The sequence below is a fragment of the Flavobacterium sp. RSP15 genome (genome assembly GCF_003968755.1).
Taxonomy (GTDB): domain Bacteria; phylum Bacteroidota; class Bacteroidia; order Flavobacteriales; family Flavobacteriaceae; genus Flavobacterium.
Genome location: NZ_RYDL01000001.1, coordinates 196,942 through 218,336, shown reverse-complemented (window position 1 = coordinate 218,336; position 21,395 = coordinate 196,942). Strand labels below are relative to the sequence as shown.

General features: G+C 35.1%; 17 protein-coding genes. 9 read left to right on the top strand and 8 right to left on the bottom strand.

Features of this window, described 5'->3' with window-relative positions:
• Positions 1–233: 233 nt before the first annotated feature.
• From acs to EKM00_RS00900, 7 genes are all read right to left on the bottom strand, one after another.
• Positions 234–2,141: an acetate--CoA ligase gene (gene acs / locus EKM00_RS00930; RefSeq protein ID WP_126514925.1), complete on the bottom strand. Its 1,908-nt coding sequence runs from the start codon at positions 2,139–2,141 to the stop codon at positions 234–236.
• A 528-nt stretch (positions 2,142–2,669) separates the two neighbouring features.
• Positions 2,670–4,139, bottom strand: coding sequence for a ketol-acid reductoisomerase (gene ilvC / locus EKM00_RS00925; RefSeq protein ID WP_126514924.1), 1,470 nt, complete (start codon positions 4,137–4,139; stop codon positions 2,670–2,672).
• A 108-nt stretch (positions 4,140–4,247) separates the two neighbouring features.
• Positions 4,248–4,769 carry an acetolactate synthase small subunit gene (gene ilvN, locus EKM00_RS00920; RefSeq protein WP_126451599.1) on the bottom strand — a complete coding sequence of 174 codons (522 nt, stop codon included), beginning with the start codon at positions 4,767–4,769 and terminating at the stop codon, positions 4,248–4,250.
• Positions 4,770–4,915: 146 nt separating this feature from the next.
• Positions 4,916–6,610 (bottom strand): biosynthetic-type acetolactate synthase large subunit, encoded by a 1,695-nt coding sequence (ilvB, locus tag EKM00_RS00915; protein WP_126514923.1) that lies wholly within the window; start codon positions 6,608–6,610, stop codon positions 4,916–4,918.
• A 57-nt stretch (positions 6,611–6,667) separates the two neighbouring features.
• Entirely contained in the window at positions 6,668–8,341 is a 1,674-nt protein-coding gene (gene ilvD / locus EKM00_RS00910; protein ID WP_126514922.1) for a dihydroxy-acid dehydratase, read from the bottom strand.
• A 61-nt stretch (positions 8,342–8,402) separates the two neighbouring features.
• The gene (gene leuB, locus EKM00_RS00905) at positions 8,403–9,521 is read right to left on the bottom strand and encodes a 3-isopropylmalate dehydrogenase (RefSeq protein ID WP_126514921.1); all 1,119 of its coding nucleotides are present in this window, start codon (positions 9,519–9,521) and stop codon (positions 8,403–8,405) included.
• Between the two features lie 38 nt (positions 9,522–9,559).
• Positions 9,560–10,735, bottom strand: coding sequence for a 2-isopropylmalate synthase (locus EKM00_RS00900; RefSeq protein ID WP_126514920.1), 1,176 nt, complete (start codon positions 10,733–10,735; stop codon positions 9,560–9,562).
• Between the two features lie 154 nt (positions 10,736–10,889).
• Between EKM00_RS00900 and EKM00_RS00895 the strand changes: the two genes are divergently transcribed.
• Positions 10,890–12,434 carry a hypothetical protein gene (locus tag EKM00_RS00895; RefSeq protein ID WP_126514919.1) on the top strand — a complete coding sequence of 515 codons (1,545 nt, stop codon included), beginning with the start codon at positions 10,890–10,892 and terminating at the stop codon, positions 12,432–12,434.
• A 192-nt stretch (positions 12,435–12,626) separates the two neighbouring features.
• Here EKM00_RS00895 and EKM00_RS00890 read toward each other — a convergent pair whose 3' ends face one another.
• Positions 12,627–14,603, bottom strand: a complete 1,977-nt coding sequence (locus EKM00_RS00890) for an alpha-ketoacid dehydrogenase subunit alpha/beta (protein ID WP_126514918.1) — start codon at positions 14,601–14,603, stop codon at positions 12,627–12,629.
• 171 nt (positions 14,604–14,774) lie between these two features.
• On the opposite strand from EKM00_RS00890, the gene EKM00_RS00885 reads away from it, so the two are divergent.
• The 8 genes from EKM00_RS00885 to EKM00_RS00850 all read left to right on the top strand — a co-directional run bounded on the left by EKM00_RS00885 (position 14,775) and on the right by EKM00_RS00850 (position 21,368).
• Positions 14,775–15,725 (top strand): isopenicillin N synthase family dioxygenase, encoded by a 951-nt coding sequence (locus EKM00_RS00885; RefSeq protein WP_126459743.1) that lies wholly within the window; start codon positions 14,775–14,777, stop codon positions 15,723–15,725.
• A 243-nt stretch (positions 15,726–15,968) separates the two neighbouring features.
• Positions 15,969–16,298, top strand: a complete 330-nt coding sequence (locus tag EKM00_RS00880) for a translation initiation factor (protein WP_126514917.1) — start codon at positions 15,969–15,971, stop codon at positions 16,296–16,298.
• 67 nt (positions 16,299–16,365) lie between these two features.
• Positions 16,366–17,232 carry a nucleoside phosphorylase gene (locus EKM00_RS00875; RefSeq protein ID WP_126514916.1) on the top strand — a complete coding sequence of 289 codons (867 nt, stop codon included), beginning with the start codon at positions 16,366–16,368 and terminating at the stop codon, positions 17,230–17,232.
• Positions 17,233–17,285: 53 nt separating this feature from the next.
• Positions 17,286–17,666 carry a VOC family protein gene (locus EKM00_RS00870; protein ID WP_126514915.1) on the top strand — a complete coding sequence of 127 codons (381 nt, stop codon included), beginning with the start codon at positions 17,286–17,288 and terminating at the stop codon, positions 17,664–17,666.
• A 94-nt stretch (positions 17,667–17,760) separates the two neighbouring features.
• On the top strand, positions 17,761–18,885 hold the full coding sequence (locus EKM00_RS00865) for an SDR family oxidoreductase (protein ID WP_126514914.1): 1,125 nt from the start codon (positions 17,761–17,763) through the stop codon (positions 18,883–18,885).
• Positions 18,886–19,036: 151 nt separating this feature from the next.
• Entirely contained in the window at positions 19,037–19,564 is a 528-nt protein-coding gene (locus EKM00_RS00860; protein ID WP_126514913.1) for a GNAT family N-acetyltransferase, read from the top strand.
• Positions 19,564–20,415, top strand: coding sequence for a substrate-binding domain-containing protein (locus EKM00_RS00855; RefSeq protein WP_126514912.1), 852 nt, complete (start codon positions 19,564–19,566; stop codon positions 20,413–20,415). The genes EKM00_RS00860 and EKM00_RS00855 overlap by 1 nt, the downstream gene beginning before the upstream one ends.
• A gap of 20 nt (positions 20,416–20,435) precedes the next feature.
• Positions 20,436–21,368, top strand: coding sequence for a transglutaminase (locus EKM00_RS00850; RefSeq protein WP_126514911.1), 933 nt, complete (start codon positions 20,436–20,438; stop codon positions 21,366–21,368).
• Positions 21,369–21,395: the final 27 nt, after the last annotated feature.

The window sequence follows — 21,395 nt, the reverse complement described above, 5'->3', positions numbered from 1 at the left end:
AGATAGGTTACCTATTCTAAGCAGTCAAAGACTGACACCGCATTGTGTTTACATTAACATCTTGTACTAGTATTTACAGCTATTTTATTTTCTTTGAATGAAATTCAACCTCTTGCCATATTGCATTTTAAACTAAAAAACCCTTTCAAAGTTTAAAATTTGAAAGGGTTTTGAATTAAAAGACGCTATTTAATAAATCGGATGTTCTAATTGTTATTTTGACATAAATGACATTACAACTTTCCTTCTTTTATTTCTTCTACAATCTCTGGATTTAATAAGGTAGAAATATCTCCAAAATTAGAATAATCTCCTTCTGCAATTTTTCTAAGGATTCGTCTCATGATTTTTCCGGAGCGCGTTTTTGGTAAACCGTTAACAAACTGAATTTTATCTAACTTGGCAATAGGCCCAATATGATCTGAAATATGCTGATTAATCTCTTTGGCTAAGTTTTCTTTATTTCTAGTTTCTCCGGTTTCTTTAAGGATTACAAAACCATATAATGCATTCCCTTTAATGTCGTGAGGAAAACCTACAATAGCTGATTCTGATACAGCAGGATGTTCATTTATAGCATCTTCAATAGGTGCTGTTCCCAGATTATGACCGGAAACAATGACCACATCATCTACTCTTCCAGTGATTCTATAATACCCAACTTCGTCGCGTAAAGCACCATCTCCTGTGAAAAATTTACCTGGAAAGGCAGAGAAATAGGTGTCTTTGTAGCGCTGATGATCACCCCAGATTGTTCTGGCAATTCCTGGCCATGGAAATTTGATGCACAAACTACCAACGACCTGATTCCCTTCTATTTCATTTCGTTTTTCATCCATTAGTACGGGTTGAATTCCGGGTAAAGGCAACGTAGCATAGGTAGGTTTTGTTGGGGTAACAAATGCTATAGGTGATAACATAATCCCTCCTGTTTCAGTTTGCCACCAAGTATCTACAATAGGACATCTTCTGTCTCCAACATGATTGTTGTACCAATGCCAAGCTTCTTCATTTATAGGTTCACCAACTGACCCAATAACCTTTAAGGACTTCAATGGGTACTTTAATACAAAATCTATATTTTCTTTGGCAAGCGCACGAATAGCAGTTGGAGCGGTATAAAATTGTGTGACTTTATGTTTTTCGATGGTTTGCCAAAAGCGACTGAAATCAGGATAAGACGGAACGCCTTCGAAAATTACGGTCGTAGCTCCGTTCAATAACGGGCCGTAAAGAATATAGGAATGTCCGGTAATCCAGCCAATATCAGCGGTACACCAAAAAACATCATTTTCTTCATAATTGAATACATTCTTGAAAGTGTAGGCAGTATACACCATATACCCTGCAGTGGTGTGAACCATTCCTTTGGGTTTTCCTGTTGAACCAGAAGTGTACAAAATAAATAACGGATCCTCAGCATCCATGATTTCGGCTACATTATTATCCGAAGCCTGATCCAAAAGTGGTTCCAGCCATTGGTCACGACCTGCTTTCATATTGATCTTTGAATGAATTCTTTTGGCTACTAAAACTTTTTCAACACAAGGACATTTTTCCAACGCTTCATCAACAATTACTTTTAAGTCGATTGTTTTGTTACCACGAAATCCGCCATCAGAAGTAATAACCATTTTACATTCACTATCATTAATTCTAGCTGATACCGCAGAAGCTGAAAAACCAGCAAAAACAACAGAATGTATGGCACCAATTCTGGCACATGCTAATATTGAAACGGCTAATTCTGGGATCATAGGTAAATAAATACAAACGCGATCTCCTTTACTTATGCCTTGTTCACGCAACACATTTGCCATTTTGCAGACCCGTTGATGCAATTCATTATAGGTAATATGCAATGCTGCTTCTGAAGGATCATTCGGTTCAAAAATAATAGCCGTTTTTTCGCCTCTTTTTGCAAGATGTCTGTCGATACAATTTTTTACAATATTCACTTTGGCTTCAGTAAACCATTTTATGTCGGCTTCAGCCATATTAAAATCAACAACTTTATCCCATTGTTGGTACCACGTAAAATTTTCCTCTGCTATTTTTCCCCAAAATTTTCGAGGTTCACGAACTGATTTATTGTAATGTTTAAAATATTGTTCTAAATTTTCAATTTTATAGTAGCTCATGTTTTAATTTTTTATAAAAGTATTAAATCTAAGTCTATTACTAATACTATTTAAACTATAAATACCCGGAAAAAAAAATGGATTATTCAATATAAATAGTTTTTAATTAGTAATATGGCTAATTTTTACTTTTTTGAGGAAATATGTAAAACACAAAAAGCGGAAAGATATAAATACCTCCGCCTTTTGTAACAACAAAAAATCCCTAACAATTAATTTAGCAACGACAAATAGTATTTTATTTGAACTATGACTAACCAACCTATATAGTTGTAATAAAACACCAATCACTAAAAAATTTTCGTATTGATTTATTTAAGATCGATTGCGATTATACTTTAACAATTTTATAAATTATTAGGGATTACCTCACTTAACGTTCAATCTCGCTCGACGTTAAGTGAATGTAGAAGCGACTATATTCATACTATTTCTTTAATAAATTTTAACTAATTCAAAATATTATAAAACCAATGATATAGCGCTAATCCCAACACACCCTCTCTTGGGTGGTAATATCTAATTTTTTTATCCAATTTTTTTCATCGCAGTCATGGATTCTCTCAACCACTCCCCAACTTCTTCTATTGGATGTTGACGAATGCTTTTGTTTACTGCAATAAGAACCGCATTGTCAACTCCATTTGAAGTTGAAAAAGGTTTCCCTATCACATTAGTATCTACCGTTTTCATAAAATTAATCAACAATGGTTTGCAGGCGTGATCAAATAAATAACAACCATATTCTGCAGTATCCGAAATAATTCGGTTCATTTCATATAATTTTTTTCTTGCCACAGTATTAGCAATCAAAGGCAATTCGTGTAAAGACTCATAATACGCTGATTCTTCAATAATTCCTGTTTGAGTCATGGTTTCAAAAGCCAATTCGACACCCGCTTTCACCATGGCAATCATCAAAACACCATTGTCAAAATACTCTTGTTCTGAAATATGAGCAGCTGTTGGCGCTGTTTTTTCGAAGTTAGTTTCTGCAGTTGCAGCTCTCCAAGTCAATAAATTGATATCATCATTAGCCCAGTCAATCATCATATTTTTGGAAAATTCGCCAGAGATAATATCGTCCATGTGTTTTTGAAACAACGGACGCATGATGTCTTTTAATTCATCTGCTAATTCATACGCTTCAATTTTTGCGGGATTAGACAAACGATCCATCATATTTGTAATTCCACCATGCTTTAAAGCTTCTGTAACTGTTTCCCAACCATATTGAATTAATTTTGAAGCATAAGCAGGCTCGATTCCTTTTTCAACCATTTTATCGAAACATAAAATAGAACCGGTTTGTAACATGCCACAAAGAATGGTTTGTTCTCCCATTAAATCTGATTTTACCTCGGCTACAAATGAAGAGTTTAAAACCCCGGCTTTGTGACCACCAGTAGCAACCGCATACGCTTTTGCTTGTTCAAAACCAGCTCCGTTTGGATCATTTTCGGGGTGAACCGCGATTAAAGTGGGTACACCAAAACCTCTCTTGTATTCTTCACGTACTTCTGATCCAGGGCATTTTGGTGCACACATAATTACAGTGATGTCTTTGCGAATTTGCATTCCTTCCTCTACAATATTGAAACCATGAGAATAAGCAAGCGTTGATCCGTTTTTCATCAAAGGCATGATTGCCGTAACTACAGCTGTATGTTGCTTGTCTGGTGTAAGGTTGCATACCAAATCAGCTGTTGGAATTAATTCTTCATACGTTCCCACTTTGAATCCATTATCAGACGCATTTTTAAACGAAGCTCTTTGTTCCGAAATTGCATCGGCGCGTAAAGCATAAGAAATATCCAAACCAGAATCTCTCATGTTCAACCCTTGGTTCAACCCTTGTGCTCCACACCCTACAATGACTACTTTTTTTCCTGCTAAAGCTTTAATTCCGTCTACAAATTCAGACTGATCCATGAATTCGCAAACACCTAATTGTTCTAATTGTAATCTGAGTGGTAATGAATTGAAATAATTTGCCATTTTTTATTGTTTAATGATTGTAAAATTTAATATTTGTAATAATTAATTCTGATAAGATTGAGATTCCTCCTTCGTCGGAATGACAAGCTACATAGCGACTGAACACTTTTAAGAAAGTTTTTCTAATAATGTTGAAATCTCCATTTTTGCTTTGGAAACTGATATTCTACCGGAACGAACAAATTGCATGATTCCAAAAGGTTTTAATTTATCGTACAATGATTCAATTTCAGCACGTTGTCCTGATTTTGAAATCACAAAAAAGTCTCTGGCCACTGTAACTATCTCGGAATGGCTTTCTTTGATGATATTCTGAATTTGTTTTTCGTCAAATAGCAAGCTCGACTCAATTTTGAATAATGCATTTTCTAAGAAAATAGTTTCTTCGTCAATATGATAAAAAGCTTTGATGACTTCAATTTGTTTCTCGATTTGTCCTACAATATTATGTACCCATTTTTCGGTAGTATTCACCACGATAATAAATCTGGAAACACTTTCTATCTCCGATTCGGATACATTTAAACTCAAAATATTGATATGGCGTTTCAAGAATATTCCAGATATTCTGTTCAATAAGCCAACGTTGTTTTCTGAATAAACAGAAATGGTGAATGTTTTATTTTCCATGTTTTTTATCCTCCCCCAGCCCCCTCCAAATGAGGGAGTGCCGAAACTAGCGTAGGGTATGTTTATAATTTTTATTACTAATTCAAAAATATAATCTATTAACAATATCTCTTTCAATCTCCCTCCCCTTCGGGGAGGGTTGGGGATTAACTCAATCTTATATCAGATACCGATGCTCCTGTTGGAATCATTGGGAATACGTTATTTTCTTTTTCTACCATAACTTCCAGGAAATAGGATTCTTTTGAAGCCATCATTTCGGCAACAGCCGCATCAAGATCTTCCCTTTTGGTTACTTTTTTTGCTTTGATGTAATAGCCTTCAGCAATGGCTATAAAATTAGGATTGATCATTTCGGTCGAAGCGTATCTTTTGTCAAAGAACAATTGTTGCCATTGACGAACCATACCTAAAAATTCATTGTTCAAGACCACAATTTTCACAGGAACTTTAGTCTGGAAAATAGTTCCTAATTCCTGAATGGTCATTTGAAACCCTCCATCTCCAATTATGGCTACTACTTCTCGATTTGGCATTCCCATTTTGGCACCAATCGCAGCAGGCAATGCAAATCCCATGGTTCCTAAACCACCTGAAGTGACATTACTTTTGGTCGAATTGAATTTGGCATACCGACAGGCAAACATTTGGTGTTGTCCTACATCCGAAACCATAATGGCATCTCCTTTAGAATGCTTGTTAATCATTTCAATCGTTTCTCCCATAGAAATTCCTTCTTTCTTAGGCTTTAACTCGTCATTGATTACGGCTTCTAATTCAATTTCATATTTTTCTTTGAATTCATTGTGCCAGGATTCATGTGTGTTATTTTCGATAAAAGGAAGTAAAGCGGTCAAAGACTCTTTTACATCTGCTAAAACGGCTACCGTTGTTTTTACGTTTTTATCGATTTCGGCTGAATCAATTTCAAAGTGGATTACTTTTGCTTGCTTTGCATAGGTTTCCAGATTTCCGGTGACACGATCATCAAAACGCATTCCAAGGGCAATCAAAACATCACATTCATTCGTCAAAACGTTAGGACCATAATTACCGTGCATCCCTAACATCCCTACATTCAGCGGATGATCAGTAGGCAATGCCGAAAGTCCTAAAATAGTCCAAGCGGCGGGAATTCCTGATTTTTCAACAAATGCTTTGAGTTGTTCTTCGGCTTCACCAAGGATAATTCCCTGACCAAATACGATAAAAGGTTTTTTGGACGTATTAATAATTGCAGCTGCTTCCTTAACTTTTTCCAGATTTAAAATCGGCTTTGGATTGTAACTTCTGATGCTGGTACATTTTTTATAGCTGAATTCCATTTGGTCAAACTGAGCATTTTTTGTAATATCAATTAATACGGGCCCTGGACGACCTGATTTAGCAATATAAAAAGCTTTTGCCATGATCTCCGGAATTTCAGAAGCTTCGGTAATTTGATAATTCCACTTGGTAACCGGAGTCGATATCCCAATAATATCTGTTTCCTGAAAGGCATCAGATCCCAATAAATGTTTCCCTACTTGTCCCGTGATGCACACCATGGGAGTCGAATCAATCTGTGCATCTGCAATTCCGGTAACTAAATTTGTGGCTCCCGGACCTGAAGTGGCTATCGCTACTCCTACTTTACCGGTCGCTCTTGCAAAACCTTGTGCTGCATGGGTAGCGCCTTGTTCATGACGTACTAAAACATGGTGTAATTGATCTTTAAATTTATATAATTCATCGTAAACGGGCATAATCGCACCACCTGGGTAGCCGTAAACCAAATTTACTCCTTCTTCTAATAAGCATCTAATAACGGCTTCGGCGCCGGATATTGTATTATTTTTCATTATTATTTTTTTAGGCTTATGTCAATTTTGCTATTGCTATTGGCGTTGATTTTGAAGTTATTTATCAGTTACACATCCTGTTGAAGCGCTCGAGACCGCTCTGATGTATTTTAATAAAACTCCCTTATTTACTTTTAATTGAGGTTGAATCCAATTTGCTTTCCTATGTGCAAACTCTGCATCCGATATTTTTAAATTGATTGTATTTTTGACTGCATCAATAGTGATAATATCTCCATTTTTGACGAGCGCTATACCGCCTCCTTCAAAAGCTTCGGGTGTAACATGTCCCACAACAAATCCATGTGAACCACCAGAAAACCTGCCATCAGTAATCAGGGCTACGCTTTTTCCAAGACCAGCACCCATGATAGCTGAAGTAGGTTTAAGCATTTCAGGCATTCCGGGGCCACCTTTTGGACCACAATACCGGATGACAACTACATTCCCTGGTTTGACTTCACCCCCGCGAACCCCAGTTATTACATCATGTTCATTTTCATAAACAATGGCATCTCCTTCAAAATACTCCCCTTCATTTCCGCTAATTTTAGCCACACAGCCTTCCTCAGCAAGATTTCCATACAAAATTTGAATATTTCCTGTTGCTTTTAATGCTTTTTGGATTTCGTGTATTACTTGCTGACCGTCGTTCAAATCCGGAACAGCAGCTAAGTTTTCAGCTAAAGTTTTTCCAGTTACTGTCAAACAGTCTCCATGTAACAATCCTTCTTTTAGTAAATATTTCATTACTGCGGGAACTCCTCCAGCTTCATGGAGGTCTTCCATCAGGTATTTTCCACTTGGCTTTAAATCAGCAAGTAATGGTGTTCTGTCACTTATATCTTGAAAATCTTTGAGTGTAATTTCAATATCTACAGCATGTGCCATAGCGATTAAGTGCATTACTGCATTCGTGGAACCGCCTAAAACAGCTACCATGGTAATCGCATTTTCAAATGCTTTACGTGTCATGATATCTCGAGGTTTTATATCTTTTTCTAACAAAATTCTGATTGCTTTTCCAGCATCAATGCATTCTTGTTGTTTTTCGTCACTTAATGCCGGATTAGAAGAACTGTAGGGCAAGCTCATTCCTAAAGCTTCAATAGCCGAAGACATCGTATTGGCCGTATACATACCTCCGCAGGCTCCTGCGCCGGGACATGCGTTTTGAATCACTCCTTTGAAATCTTCCGGAGCGATTGTATTGTTAAATTTTTTTCCCAATGCTTCAAAGGCAGACACAATATTTAACGATTCCCCTTTCCATTTTCCAGAATGAATTGAGCCTCCATAAACCATGATAGAAGGGCGATTGACTCTTCCCATGGCCATGACGGAACCTGGCATGTTTTTATCACAGCCTGGAATAGCGATTAGTGCATCATACCATTGTGCTCCCATTACGGTTTCAATAGAATCTGCAATTACATCTCTGGAAACTAAAGAAAAACGCATTCCATCAGTACCGTTTGAAATACCGTCACTTACACCAATAGTATTAAAAATCAACCCTACTAAGTCCTCTTTCCAGACTCCTGTTTTTATTTTTTTAGCCAAGCCGTTCAAGTGCATGTTACAGGGATTTCCCTCATATCCCATACTAACAATTCCAACTTGTGCTTTTTTTAAATCTTCTTCAGTCAAACCAATACCGTACAACATTGCTTGTGCTGCAGGTTGTGTTTCATCTTGTGTTATGGTCTTGCTGTATTTATTTAATTCCATTGTCGGTTTATTTGTGTCGGTTTTTATCTGTTTAAAATTATTGAAAGTCAACGAGTGTTGCCTAAACAATAGTCGATTGTCCTATGTAAACATTGTCGTTATTGAAATACAATAATTCATCTTTGCTCAAAATATAATTGGATATAAAATCACCTACTTCATTGGTGCCAAATTTAGAATAGGGATTCAAATCTGCTGTGACGACATTTAATTCAATTGCTTTTTCTACCGCTTCATATACTTTTTTAGCTTCTAACTGAAGTCCAAAATGTTCTAAAAGCATAGCAGCAGATAATATTGAGGCAATTGGATTGGCCGTATTTTTGCCTTTTGCCTGAGAAAAAGTGCCGTGTACCGGTTTAAAAAGAGCACTGGAATTCCCTAGAGATGCTGATGGCAATAATCCAATGGCTCCTGTGATTACACTAGCTTCATCCGATAAAATATCGCCAAATAAATTTTCGGTCAAAATGACATCAAATTGTTTTGGATTAATAATGATTTGCATCGCGGCATTATCAACATAAAGGAAATCTAAAGTTACATCAGGGTAATTTTCGCTGATTTCCTGGACTACTTTTCGCCATAATCGTGACGTTTCAAGAATACTAGCTTTGTCTACCAGAGTCACTTTTTTTTGTCTTTTCTGAGCTGTTCTAAACGCTAAATGACTAACCCTAATAATTTCCTCATCGGAATACTCACATAAATCAGAGGCTAATGTGCCTTGTGCATTCGTCTTTTTTTCACTGAAATAAGATCCCCCGGAAAGCTCCCTGAAAATCACAAAATCAGTACCCTCAATGATTTTTCTTTTCAAAGGGGATAAATCTAATAAATCCTTATACGGTTTAACAGGTCTTATATTGGCATATAATCCTAATGCTTGTCTCAATTTCAATAAGCCGTTTACAGGGCGCAATTTTGGATCATGATTGTTGTCGTATTTTGTATTGCCAACAGCGCCAAACAATACAGCATCTGTATTTAGGCAAAGATTCAATGTTTGCTCCGGCAATGGATTTCCTGTTTTTTCAATCGCAACGGCACCTATTAGTGCATCTTCAAATACAAACTCATGATCGAAAACCACACCAATTGCATACAATGCTTTTTTAGCCTGTAGGATTACCTCCGGACCTATTCCGTCTCCTGAAAGTACTGCTATTTTTAAATTCATAATAGTGCGATTTAAATTGTAATAGAAATCAAAATATTTTAGTTGAGGATTATTTCCTTACTCATTTTACAGGCTTCAATTATTTGATGAATATCATCATCAAGGACTTCTTTTTTGATATCGGCAAACCTCAAAAATTCAATATACACAACATCCAATTGTGTTTTTGAAAGTTCGTACCCCACTTTTTTGGCTCTGTAGGCCAATGCTGCTCTGCCGCTTCTGGCGGTAAGAACAATTGATGATTCATTGACACCAACTTCCAACGGATCCATGATTTCATAAGTCGCTCTGTTTTTGATTACCCCATCCTGATGAATTCCGGAGCTGTGTGCAAAAGCGTTAGCTCCAACAATTGCTTTATTGGGTTGCACCATCATTCCCATACTTTCAGATACTAATCGGCTCATTTCATTCAGCTGACGGGTATTGATATTGGTATCTAAATTCAAATACGGATGTTGTTTGAAAATCATCACTACTTCTTCCAGTGCTGTATTTCCGGCTCTTTCGCCTATTCCGTTTATGGTACATTCAATTTGTCTGGCTCCATTTACCGCTCCTGCAATTGAATTTGCGGTAGCCATTCCTAAATCATTATGACAGTGGCATGACAGGATTACTTTATCAATTCCTGTGACGTTTTCTTTTAGATATTTAATCTTTGCGCCATATTCTTCCGGCAAGCAATAGCCAGTTGTATCTGGGATATTAAGCACGGTAGCACCTGATTTAATGACTGCTTCACAGACTCGAGCCAAGAACTCGTTGTCCGTTCTGCCAGCATCCTCCGCATAAAACTCCACATCTTCAACATACGATTTGGCATGGGAAACGGCAAATTTTGCTCGGGCAATAATATCTTCTCTGGTAGTATTCAGCTTGTGTACAATGTGTGATTCCGAAGTTCCTATTCCGGTATGTATTCTTGGTCTTTTTGCATGTATTAAGGCTTGTGCCGCAACATCTATATCATTTTTTATCGCTCTGGTTAATCCACAAACAACTGCATTCTTAACAATTTTACTTATTTCTGAAACAGATAAAAAATCACCTGGACTAGATACCGGAAAACCCGCTTCGATGATGTCAACACCCATTTCGTCCAGTCGATTGGCTATGACTAGTTTTTGATTGGTATCTAATTTACATCCCGGAACTTGTTCGCCGTCTCTCAAGGTGGTATCAAAAATTTGAACTTTCTCTCTATTCATTTTCATTTATTTAATGTAATTTCACAACTTGATAACAAAAATATCTTTCATTACGTTAATATAAAACTCAATTTAATGAAATATACTGTTTATAAAGCAATAAAAAACTTAGTAAACAATTGAATTACAAAACATTAAGCTACACTATTCTACAATGGCTAACCATCAAAAAGATTTCTTGTTCGTATTAATTAAATCGCTTTCAAAATCTGAAAAAAGACAATTTAAGATTTTTGCCAGCCGATTAGAAACCAGTTCTAATACAAAATTCATCGAATTATTTAATGTTTTAGACAAATCAGAAGTCTATGAGGAGAAGCTTATTTTGAAAAGTGGGATTATCAAAAAAGTACAATTATCCAATCTGAAATCGTATTTATACAAACAAATTTTAGTAAGCATCCGATTGAATATTCCCAGTCAGAATATTCGATATCAGCTTAGAGAACAAATTGATTTTGCTGCTATTTTGTACAATAAAGGGCTGTACAAGCAAAGTTTAAAAATCTTGGATAAAACAAAGATTTTAGCGTTGGAAAATGACGAAAAACTCATGGCCTATGAAATTGTAGAATTTGAGAAACTCATTGAATCCCAATACATAACCCGAAGTATTCAAGGACGCGCAGATGAATTGGTTATTCAGGCTAAAGAACTGAATTATCGCAATACCATTTCCAGTAAATTATCTAATTTATCCTTGCAATTGTACGGTATTATGCTTAAAACCGGATATGTAAAAAGTGACGAAGAATACACCTATATAGATGATTATTTCAACAAGCATATTTCAAGATTTGACGAGAAAAAGTTCGGTTTCAGAGAGAAATATTGGTTTTACAATGCCAATCTTTGGCGAAGCTTTTTAGTTCAGGATTTTTTATCCTGTTACAAATATGCTTTAAAGTGGGTGACTCTTTTTTATGACAACCCAAGTATGATTCATTTAAATCCGGTGTTTTTCCTGAAAGGCAATCATTATTTATTGGAGTCTCTATACATGCTGAAGTACAAATCAAAATTCAAAAAATATTTATTACTGCTGGAAAATACCATAAAAGATTCCCATTTTCCTGTAAATGATAATATTGCATCTTTATCATTTCTGTATTTATATAATAATAAATTGAATTATCATATACTGGAAGGTACTTTTGCAGAAGGAGAATACTTAATTCCTGAAGTTCTAGCCAAGTTGAAAATACATACGGATCATCTTGATGAACACCACGAAATGCTGTTTTACTATAAATTTGCTTCTATATATTTTGGGAATGAAAAATATACAGATTGTATTTTTTATTTGGAGAAAATCATAAACAATAAAAATCTTTCCATGCGAGAAGATTTAATGTGTTTTGCCAGATTACTCTGTTTGATAGCTCATTATGAATTAGGAAAAGATTATTATTTGGAAAATCAATTGAAAAACACCTATAAATTCCTAATCAAAATGAATGATTTGCATGAAGTGCAAAAAGAAATTATTAAGTTTTTGAAAAATTTAAACTCCATTTATCCAACAGATATCAAAAAAGAATTTGTAAAAATGAGAACAAGATTTATAGAACTGGAGAAAAACACCTATGAAAAAAGAGCTTTCCTTTATTTGGATATTATTTCTTGGCTAGAGAGCAAAATCGAAAACCGAAAAATAAGCGATATCATTAAAGAAAAAGCAAAATTGAATAATCGATAAAATAAAGTGAAACTATGCCCTTAATAATTTAAATGGATGAACGGATTTTTTAAAACAATTCTCGCAGGTTACGGTGCCAAAAAACTAGGCGGCGGCTGTTTTGGTACAATTTTAATTTTCATAATTATCTATTGGATATTAGGTTATTTTTAGAATTAAAACGCTAAAAATAAACTACTTATAATTTAAAAATTAATACGTTAATAGTTCTTTTAGGTCATTTTCGAATCGGCCTTTCGGCAAATATTGATCTTCCAATGCTTTAGTAAACGGAATTGGTGTGTCTAAACTTGCCACTCGTTTTACAGGAGCATCTAAGTATTTGAAACAATTTTCCATTATCATTGCCGAAATATCACTGGCAATTCCACCAAACATACTGTCTTCCTGATAAATAATTACTCTTCCCGTTTTCTTTACCGAAGCAAAAATAGCTTCGGTATCCAAAGGTTGTAAAGTTCTTAAATCCAATAAATCCGCTGAAATTTCAGGATTTTTTGCTAAAGTATCCAAAGCCCAATGCACTGCGGCACCAAACGAGATGATCGTAACCTGATCTCCTTCTTTCAACAAAGCCGCTTTTCCTAGTGGAATCGTATAATAATCAGAAGGAACCTCTTGATAAACGCTTCTGTACAATTGCTTGTGTTCAAAAAACAGTACTGGATTTGGGTCGTTAATGGAAGTATTCAACAATCCTTTCGCATCATACGGAAATGCTGGGTAAACCACTTTTAATCCCGGTGTTTTAGTAAACCAAGCCTCATTGGTCTGCGAATGAAAAGGCCCAGCTTGTGTTCCGCCACCGCAAGGCATTCGGACTACAACATCTGCTTTTTCTAACCATCGGTAATGTGATTTGGCTAATAAATTCACAATTGGATTGAATCCTGTCGAAACAAAATCGGCAAACTGCATTTCCACAATTGCTTTATAGCCATTTATAGACAATCCCATTCCTGCCGAAACCACTGCACTTTCACAAATTGGCGTATTGATGACACGCTCTTTGCCAAACTGCGCTACAAAACCATCTGTGATTTTGAAAGCACCACCATAGTCAGCAATGTCTTGGCCCATAATTACTGAGTTCTCATGGCGTTCCATCGATTGTCTCAAACTGGCAGAAATGGCATCTACAAAACGAATATTTTCTTTTTTTTCTGAAGGGTTAACTTGTTCAAATACATGCGTTTTATAAACATCATTTAGTTCTTCACTTAAAGTAGCTTCAATTTCTGGTTCGGCATTGGCAATAGCCAAACTTTCATCAATATCCTTCTTTATTTCAGCATGTAAAGCAGCGTCAAAATCCGCGGTAAGAACCCCATTTTCTGACAAGTATTTTCTATAATTTTCTACTGGATCTTTAATCGCCCACAGGTCCATTAATTCCTGCGGAACGTATTTAGTCCCACTCGCCTCTTCATGTCCACGCATCCGGAAGGTTTTAAATTCCAATAAAACAGGACGTGGATTTTCTTTCATCGAAGCTTTTAATTCAGATAATAAATTATAAACTTCCAGAATATTATTTCCATCAACAATATGGCTTTCCATTCCGTAGCCTTTTCCTTTATCGGCCAGGTTTTCGCAACGGTATTGTTCATTTGTAGGTGTTGAAAGCCCATACCCGTTATTCTCTATCACAAATAAAACCGGTAATTCCCAAACCGAAGCAATATTCAACGCTTCATGAAAATCGCCTTCACTTGTTGCTCCTTCGCCTGTAAAAACGGCAGTAACTTTTCCGTTTTTCTTTAGTTTATTGGCTAAAGCGATTCCGTCAGCCACACCTAATTGCGGACCTAAATGCGAAATCATTCCTATAATCTTGTATTGTTGTGTTCCAAAGTGAAAACTACGATCACGTCCTTTAGTAAAACCGTTGGCTTTGCCTTGCCATTGTGAAAAAAGTCGGTACAACGGAATGTTTCTTCCGGTAAAAACTCCTAGGTTTCTATGCATTGGCAAAATGTATTCATCCGAATCTAAAACTGCCGTAACACCAACAGAAATTGCCTCTTGACCTATTCCAGAGAACCATTTTGATACTTTTCCCTGACGGATAAGAATCAGCATTTTTTCCTCTATCAGTCTTGGTTTCAGTATTCTTTTATATAAATCTAATAATTGATCGTCAGTAAGATTTTTTTTGTCAAAGGTCATTTTTCCCGTTTTATTATATGGTTCAAAGATAAAAAAATATAACAGTTTGATATTGTTTTGTTATATTTTTTTACATTGTTTGTACGTTTTAAAATTCAGATATAAAATTATTCTTTACATTTGTATCTGCAAGGTTTTTAACCTTCAAGTTATTAAAAAATATTTAAAAGTATGCAAAACATTCCTAGTGTTGACTTGCGTGATTTCCTTTCGGACGACCCGAAACGTAAACAAAAATTTGTAAATGAAATCGGAAGTGCATTTGAAGATATTGGCTTCGTAGCACTCAAAGGGCATTTTTTAAACGACCAGTTGGTTGATGAATTGTATGGTGAAATCAGAAATTTTTTCGCTTTACCTTTAGAAACAAAACACGGGTATGAAATTCCTGGTATTGGCGGACAAAGAGGGTATATTTCTTTTGGAACAGAGCATGCGAAAGGCAGAAAAGAAGGCGATTTGAAGGAGTTTTGGCACTTTGGACAATACGTATCCGAAGGTTCAAAATACGCTTCTGAATATCCTGAAAATGTCGAAGTAAAAGAACTGCCTCGTTTTAATGTAGCCGGTAAGGAGGCCTATCAAATGCTGGAGAAAACCGGTGTTTACGTTTTAAGAGCTTTGGCAATTCACCTTGGTTTGGATGAATTTTATTTTGACCAATATGCCAAAGATGGAAATTCAATCTTACGACCTATTCACTACCCACCAATCACGTCTGAACCAGAAAATGCTATTCGTGCTGCTGCTCACGGTGATATCAACTTGATTACTTTGTTGATGGGTGCGCAAGGGAAAGGGTTACAAGTGCAAAATCATAACGGAGAATGGATTGATGCCATTGCAGAACCGGATGAATTAGTGATCAATGTGGGTGATATGTTATCGCGTCATACGAATAACAAATTGAAATCGACCATTCATCAGGTGGTAAACCCACCAAGAGAGTTATGGGGAACTTCACGGTATTCTATTCCGTTTTTTATGCATCCGGTGAGTGATATGAAATTGAATTGTTTGGAAAACTGTATTGATGCAGAACATCCAAAAAAATTCGAAGACATTACTTCGGGAGCCTATTTATACGAACGTTTAGTAGATTTGGGACTTATTAAAAAATAAACTTAAATTTACTTCAGATACCAAAAGACATTAAGTGTATGCTTAATGTCTTTTGTTTTTTTTTAATGGTGGAGACTTAAAGAAAAACAGCATAATTTTAACCACATAGAAACATAGATAGAACAGAATAATACAAACCATTTTTGAATTTACATAGCAATGTTTTACTGTAAAAAAGTAAAACGCCTCATTCTATAAAATATGGCTATGATTCTATGTGGTAAAAAATAATTTAAATATAATATGGACTTACAAGACCAATTAAAAAACCTTTTTCCAGATCACGAACCATCGCCTGACGAGCCGATTGAAGAAATGACACACGAATTATACGTTCAAAAGGAGCCTATGATTTGCAAATTCGAAAAACGAAAAGGAAAAGCAACCACTATAATTGAGGGTTATGAAGGAACCGACGCCGATTTTAAAGTTCTTGCTAAGGAAATCAAAACCAAATTGAGTGTTGGCGGAACTTTTAAAGATGATTCTATTATTATTCAGGGGGATTATCGCGATAAAATAATGATTATTTTAAAAGAAAAAGGCTTTAAAGTAAAACGTGTTGGAGGTTAGAAAAAGTGTTCAGTTATTAGTATTCAGTTGAGCAACTTGAAACCTTAAACATTTAAACAAAAAAACTATGATACAATCATCCGAATTAATATTAAATCCAGACGGTAGCGTTTACCATTTGAATTTAAAACCAGAACATATTGCACACGATATCCTCTTTGTAGGAGATCAAAATCGCGTGGAGAAAATCACACAGTTTTTTGACAGTATTGAATTTTCGACACAAAAAAGAGAATTCAAAACCCAAACCGGGATTTTCAAAGGCAAACGAATTACTGTAATGTCCACAGGAATTGGTCCTGACAATATTGATATCGTTATTAACGAATTGGACGCTTTAGTCAATATTGATCTGGAAACCCGTCAGCCAAAAGAAAAGCTAACTTCATTGAATATCATCCGAATTGGAACTTCGGGTTCTTTACAAGCGGATATTCCTGTAGACAGTTTTGTACTATCAAAATTCGGATTAGGTTTGGACAATATGCTCCGCTCCTATTTGATTGACGAAGTTTCGAATCTTGAAATGGAAGATGCTTTTGTAAAACACACCAATTGGGATTTACGAAAAGGAAAACCATACGTAATTGCATGTTCCGAAAAATTGGAAAAAATAATCGAAAGCAATAAAATGCACAAAGGAATTACCGCAACTGCAGGTGGTTTTTATGGTCCTCAAGGTCGCGTGTTGCGTTTGAATATTCAAGATGAAGCATTAAATTCTAAAATGGATAATTTTAAATTCGGTGACAACCAAATTACTAATCTAGAAATGGAAACCGCAGCAATTTATGGACTTTCAAGCCTTCTAGGACATAATGCTTTGTCATTAAATGCAATAATTGCAAATCGTGCTTCGGGAACATTTAGTGAAGATCCTTACAAAGCGGTAGATGAATTGATTGCGTATACGCTGGATAAATTGAGTAAATAGCTTTTGATTTAAGAATGCAGATTAACAATTTTTGATCTCAGATTTATAAAAACATGAACTTACGTATTGCAAGACACACCGACGATTTAGAAAAAATAGAAGATTTTTATGTTAACATTCTTGGTTTTGAACGTCTTGGAGGTTTTCAAAACCATAACAATTATAATGGAATTTTTATTGGAAAACCAAAACTAGATTGGCATTTTGAATTTACACAATCTGATGCAAAAGCCGATCATACTTTTGATCAAGATGATGTTACAGTGCTCTACTCTAAAACAATTTCAGAATATAATCAATTTATAAATAGACTTTTAGATAATAATATTTCAATTATAACTTCAAAAAATCCATATTGGAATAAAAACGGAAAAATGTTTCTTGATCCTGACGGATTCCGAATTGTTGTTTCTGATTTGAAAGTAAAAGGTTGATAAGTATTGATTGACTATTTCAAAAACTCTATGCAACTTTAAACCTGAAATATTTAGTATTTAAAACTACCTTTGCTTTTACAACAAAACAATAATGAAAATAATACTTACAGGTGCAACAGGAGTTTTGGGATCTCATATTATGTATGAAATTCTAGAGCTTTTCATCAATACTAAAATTGATGGAAAACTATTTATTATTGCACGAAATAAAGGTAAAAACTCCGCTGTAGATAGAATAAACGAACTTTTATCCAGCAATTATACGCCTAAAGTTATAAAAGATAAAGGCACAGCAAAACTGCACCAATACATTGAAATCATCGATGTTGATTTGGCTGTCATTCAGGACACTTTTTCAAGCCAAATAAAAGATGCTTATTTTATCCATTCAGCTGGATTTGTGAATCTATCCACCGATGAAGAACAACGTGAAAAAATTTTTGAAGAAAATACCAAAATCACAAAATCCCTTTTTAATCTATTTCATCCTTTCATAAAAAAGTTTATTTACATCGGAACTGCTTTTTCTTCTGGAAACCGAAAAGGATTAATTGATAATGATTTTCATAGTTTAGGATTTGAACCAGAGCATCGCAATGCGTATGAAAATGCTAAATTCCATTCTGAAAATTTTATAGCCCAAGAATGTAAAAAAATTGATTTACCCTTCCAAATTCTGCGTCCAAGTGTCATTGGTGGCAAAATGTTAGGAACAGAAAACCAGTTTTTTATTTCAAAATATATGGTTTTTTACCTTTTGGCAAAATTTTTCCATTTTACCTCTCAACGAAAAGGTGAACAAGAAAATGTACGTTTTATTATCAATGAAGATACTGTTTTGAATATTATTCCTGTTGATTATGTGGCAAAAGTGATTGTAAATACCTTTGAAAGAGAAGATATTGAACAGCTTAATATTGTACATCATAAAAGTTTCAATATGGCAGATGGATTACAGTTAATCATGAGGGAAGTGGGCTATACCAATTTTACCTTAATACAAAATTCGTTTGACTTCAAATACAAAAACACCATCGAAAAACTGTATTATGAAAGCATTGGCAAACATTTAAATCCGTATTTTACTACAGCTGCCAACGAATACGATACCACTTTGTTGAACTCCATTCTGGAAATACCCAAACTAGATCAGGAAGCCTTCACTAATATGATTCGGTATGCAAAATTGAATAATTTTAAAGATATAAATGTGTGATTTTAGGAGCTATTTCCCGCACTGTATCTTTTTTGGTGAATGTCATTGCGAGGAACGAAGCAATCTCATGATGTGAGTGCTTCGTTCCTCGCAATGACATAATACCACTGCTATCAGACTAAATCGTTAACCATGAAATTTCTAATAAAACATGAATCTTATTTTAGAAACCGACCGATTAATTTTAAGAGAAATGCTATTTTCAGATGCCGACGCATTATTTGAAATGGACAGCAATCCTAAGGTACATCAATATCTTTGGAACAAACCATTGACGGATATTAGCGAAGTACATTCCTATATAGAACTTGTTAGAACACAATACGTTCAAAATAATATTGGGCGATTTGTGGTTGTTTTGAAAGAAACGAATGAATTAATTGGTTGGGCCGGATTAAAATACAACACTGAAATAGTAAATAACAAAATTCATTTCTATGACATTGGCTATCGGTTGAACGAAAAATTCTGGGGAAAAGGATATGCTAGTGAAGCCAGTTTTGCATGGCTGGATTATGGTTTTAATGTAATGAAAATCAAAATTATGGAAGCCGCAGCACACACGGATAATATTGCCTCAAACAGAATATTAAAAAAAATTGGACTAAAAATGACGGAACAATATCTGGAAGATGGCGTTTCTTGGAATTGGTACGAATTAAAAAATCCTAACCTATAATGAACACAATAAAAATAGCCGGAGTTCCGGAACATTTTAATCTTCCTTGGCATTTAGCCATAGAAAGCGGAGATTTCGAAAAAGAAAATATCGATTTACAATGGACTGATGTTCCTGAAGGAACCGGAAAAATGTGTCAAATGCTCCGTGACGGCGAAACGGATATCGCCGTAATCCTAACCGAAGGAATTGTAAAAGATATCGTTGCCGGAAACCCAAGTAAAATAGTGCAGCTGTATGTGGAAAGTCCATTAATTTGGGGAATTCACGTAGCAGCAAACTCCAATTATAAGACAGTAGCCGACTTAGAAAACACCAAAGTGGCCATTTCCAGATTGGGTTCCGGTTCGCAATTAATGGCTTATGTCAATGCCAATAATCAAGGTTGGAAAACAGATAATCTTCAGTTTGAAATTGTAAATACTATCGACGGCGCTGTTGAAGCCTTGACAAATAGAACGGCTGATTATTTCATGTGGGAACGCTTCATGACTAAACCATTAGTCGATAAAGGAATTTTTCGTAGAATTGCGGATTGCCCAACACCTTGGCCTTGCTTTGTAATAGCGGTACGTAAAGAAATTCTTGAAAAACATTCAGATGTTATTTCAAAAATTCTGGCAATCATTAATCAAACTACAGAAGATTTCAAAGACATTCCAAGTATTGACAAAACGTTGGCTTCAAATTACCATCAAAAAATAGAAGATATTCAAGAATGGCTGTCGTTAACACAGTGGTCACCAAAACCATTAACTGTTGAAATGTTAAACAAAATTCAAAATCAGCTTTTTCAACTTAAAATTATCGAGAAAAAAGGTACTTTTGAAGACATTGTAAAAGCAGTCTAGATTATTGTTTTTATGCTACCATGATAAAAATAAAAAAAATCAATTTTCAAGGAATTAAACAAAAATTTCAGGTTGCAAAACCTTGGGACGACGTTATTATTTTTGTCCTGAACATATTGATTGCCATTCCGGTTTTTATCATCTTACATCAGAATTTAATCAACCCAAATTGGCCTCTTAATATTGATAGAGTCGTTCTGTTTATAGTAATGATAGTCGTTATTCAAGTGCTCTTGCGGTTCATGAGAACGATTATTCTTTTTTGTATTATCCTTTATTTTTTAATTTTAATTTATGGTTCTACAATAGGGAATTATGGGTTTAACAGCGTTTTTGAAGATTACAATTCTATCATGTATACCATGTCAGACAATCCATATCCGCAAGATATTATCATTGCTAAGCTACTTCCTTTCCCTAGTAAATCTAAGATTATTAATGCGATAGAATATCAAAATCCTAAAATTAGAAATTTTGCAATTATGGCAACGTCAAAACATTTTAAAGATATAAAAGGGTATTCGGATTACAGGACTATTATCCAGTGTTTTGCAGTTTTCAAAGAAATTAACAATCGGTGGAACTACGTCAGCGATCCAAAAGGCGGGGATTATATAGCAGCAGCCACGGAGTCCTTACTTTATTTTTCGGGTGATTGCGATGACCATTCAATATTAATGGCAGCCAGTATCAAAGCTATTGGTGGTACACCGCGATTGATTCATACCAAAGGGCACATTTATCCGGAAATACTGATTGGTTCAGTTACTGATTTAGAAAAAGTAAATTTTCTAATTAAAAATATCCTTTTTGTAAATGAAAGCAAAGAAAAAAAACTCTTTTATCATGTTGATGAACGCGGCCAAATCTGGATGAATTTAGATTATACGGCCAGATATCCCGGAGGTCCTTTTTTATCAGAAGAAATTTTAGGAGCTTTGACCTTGAATTAATTAATTTTTTTTTTTAGTACTAATACT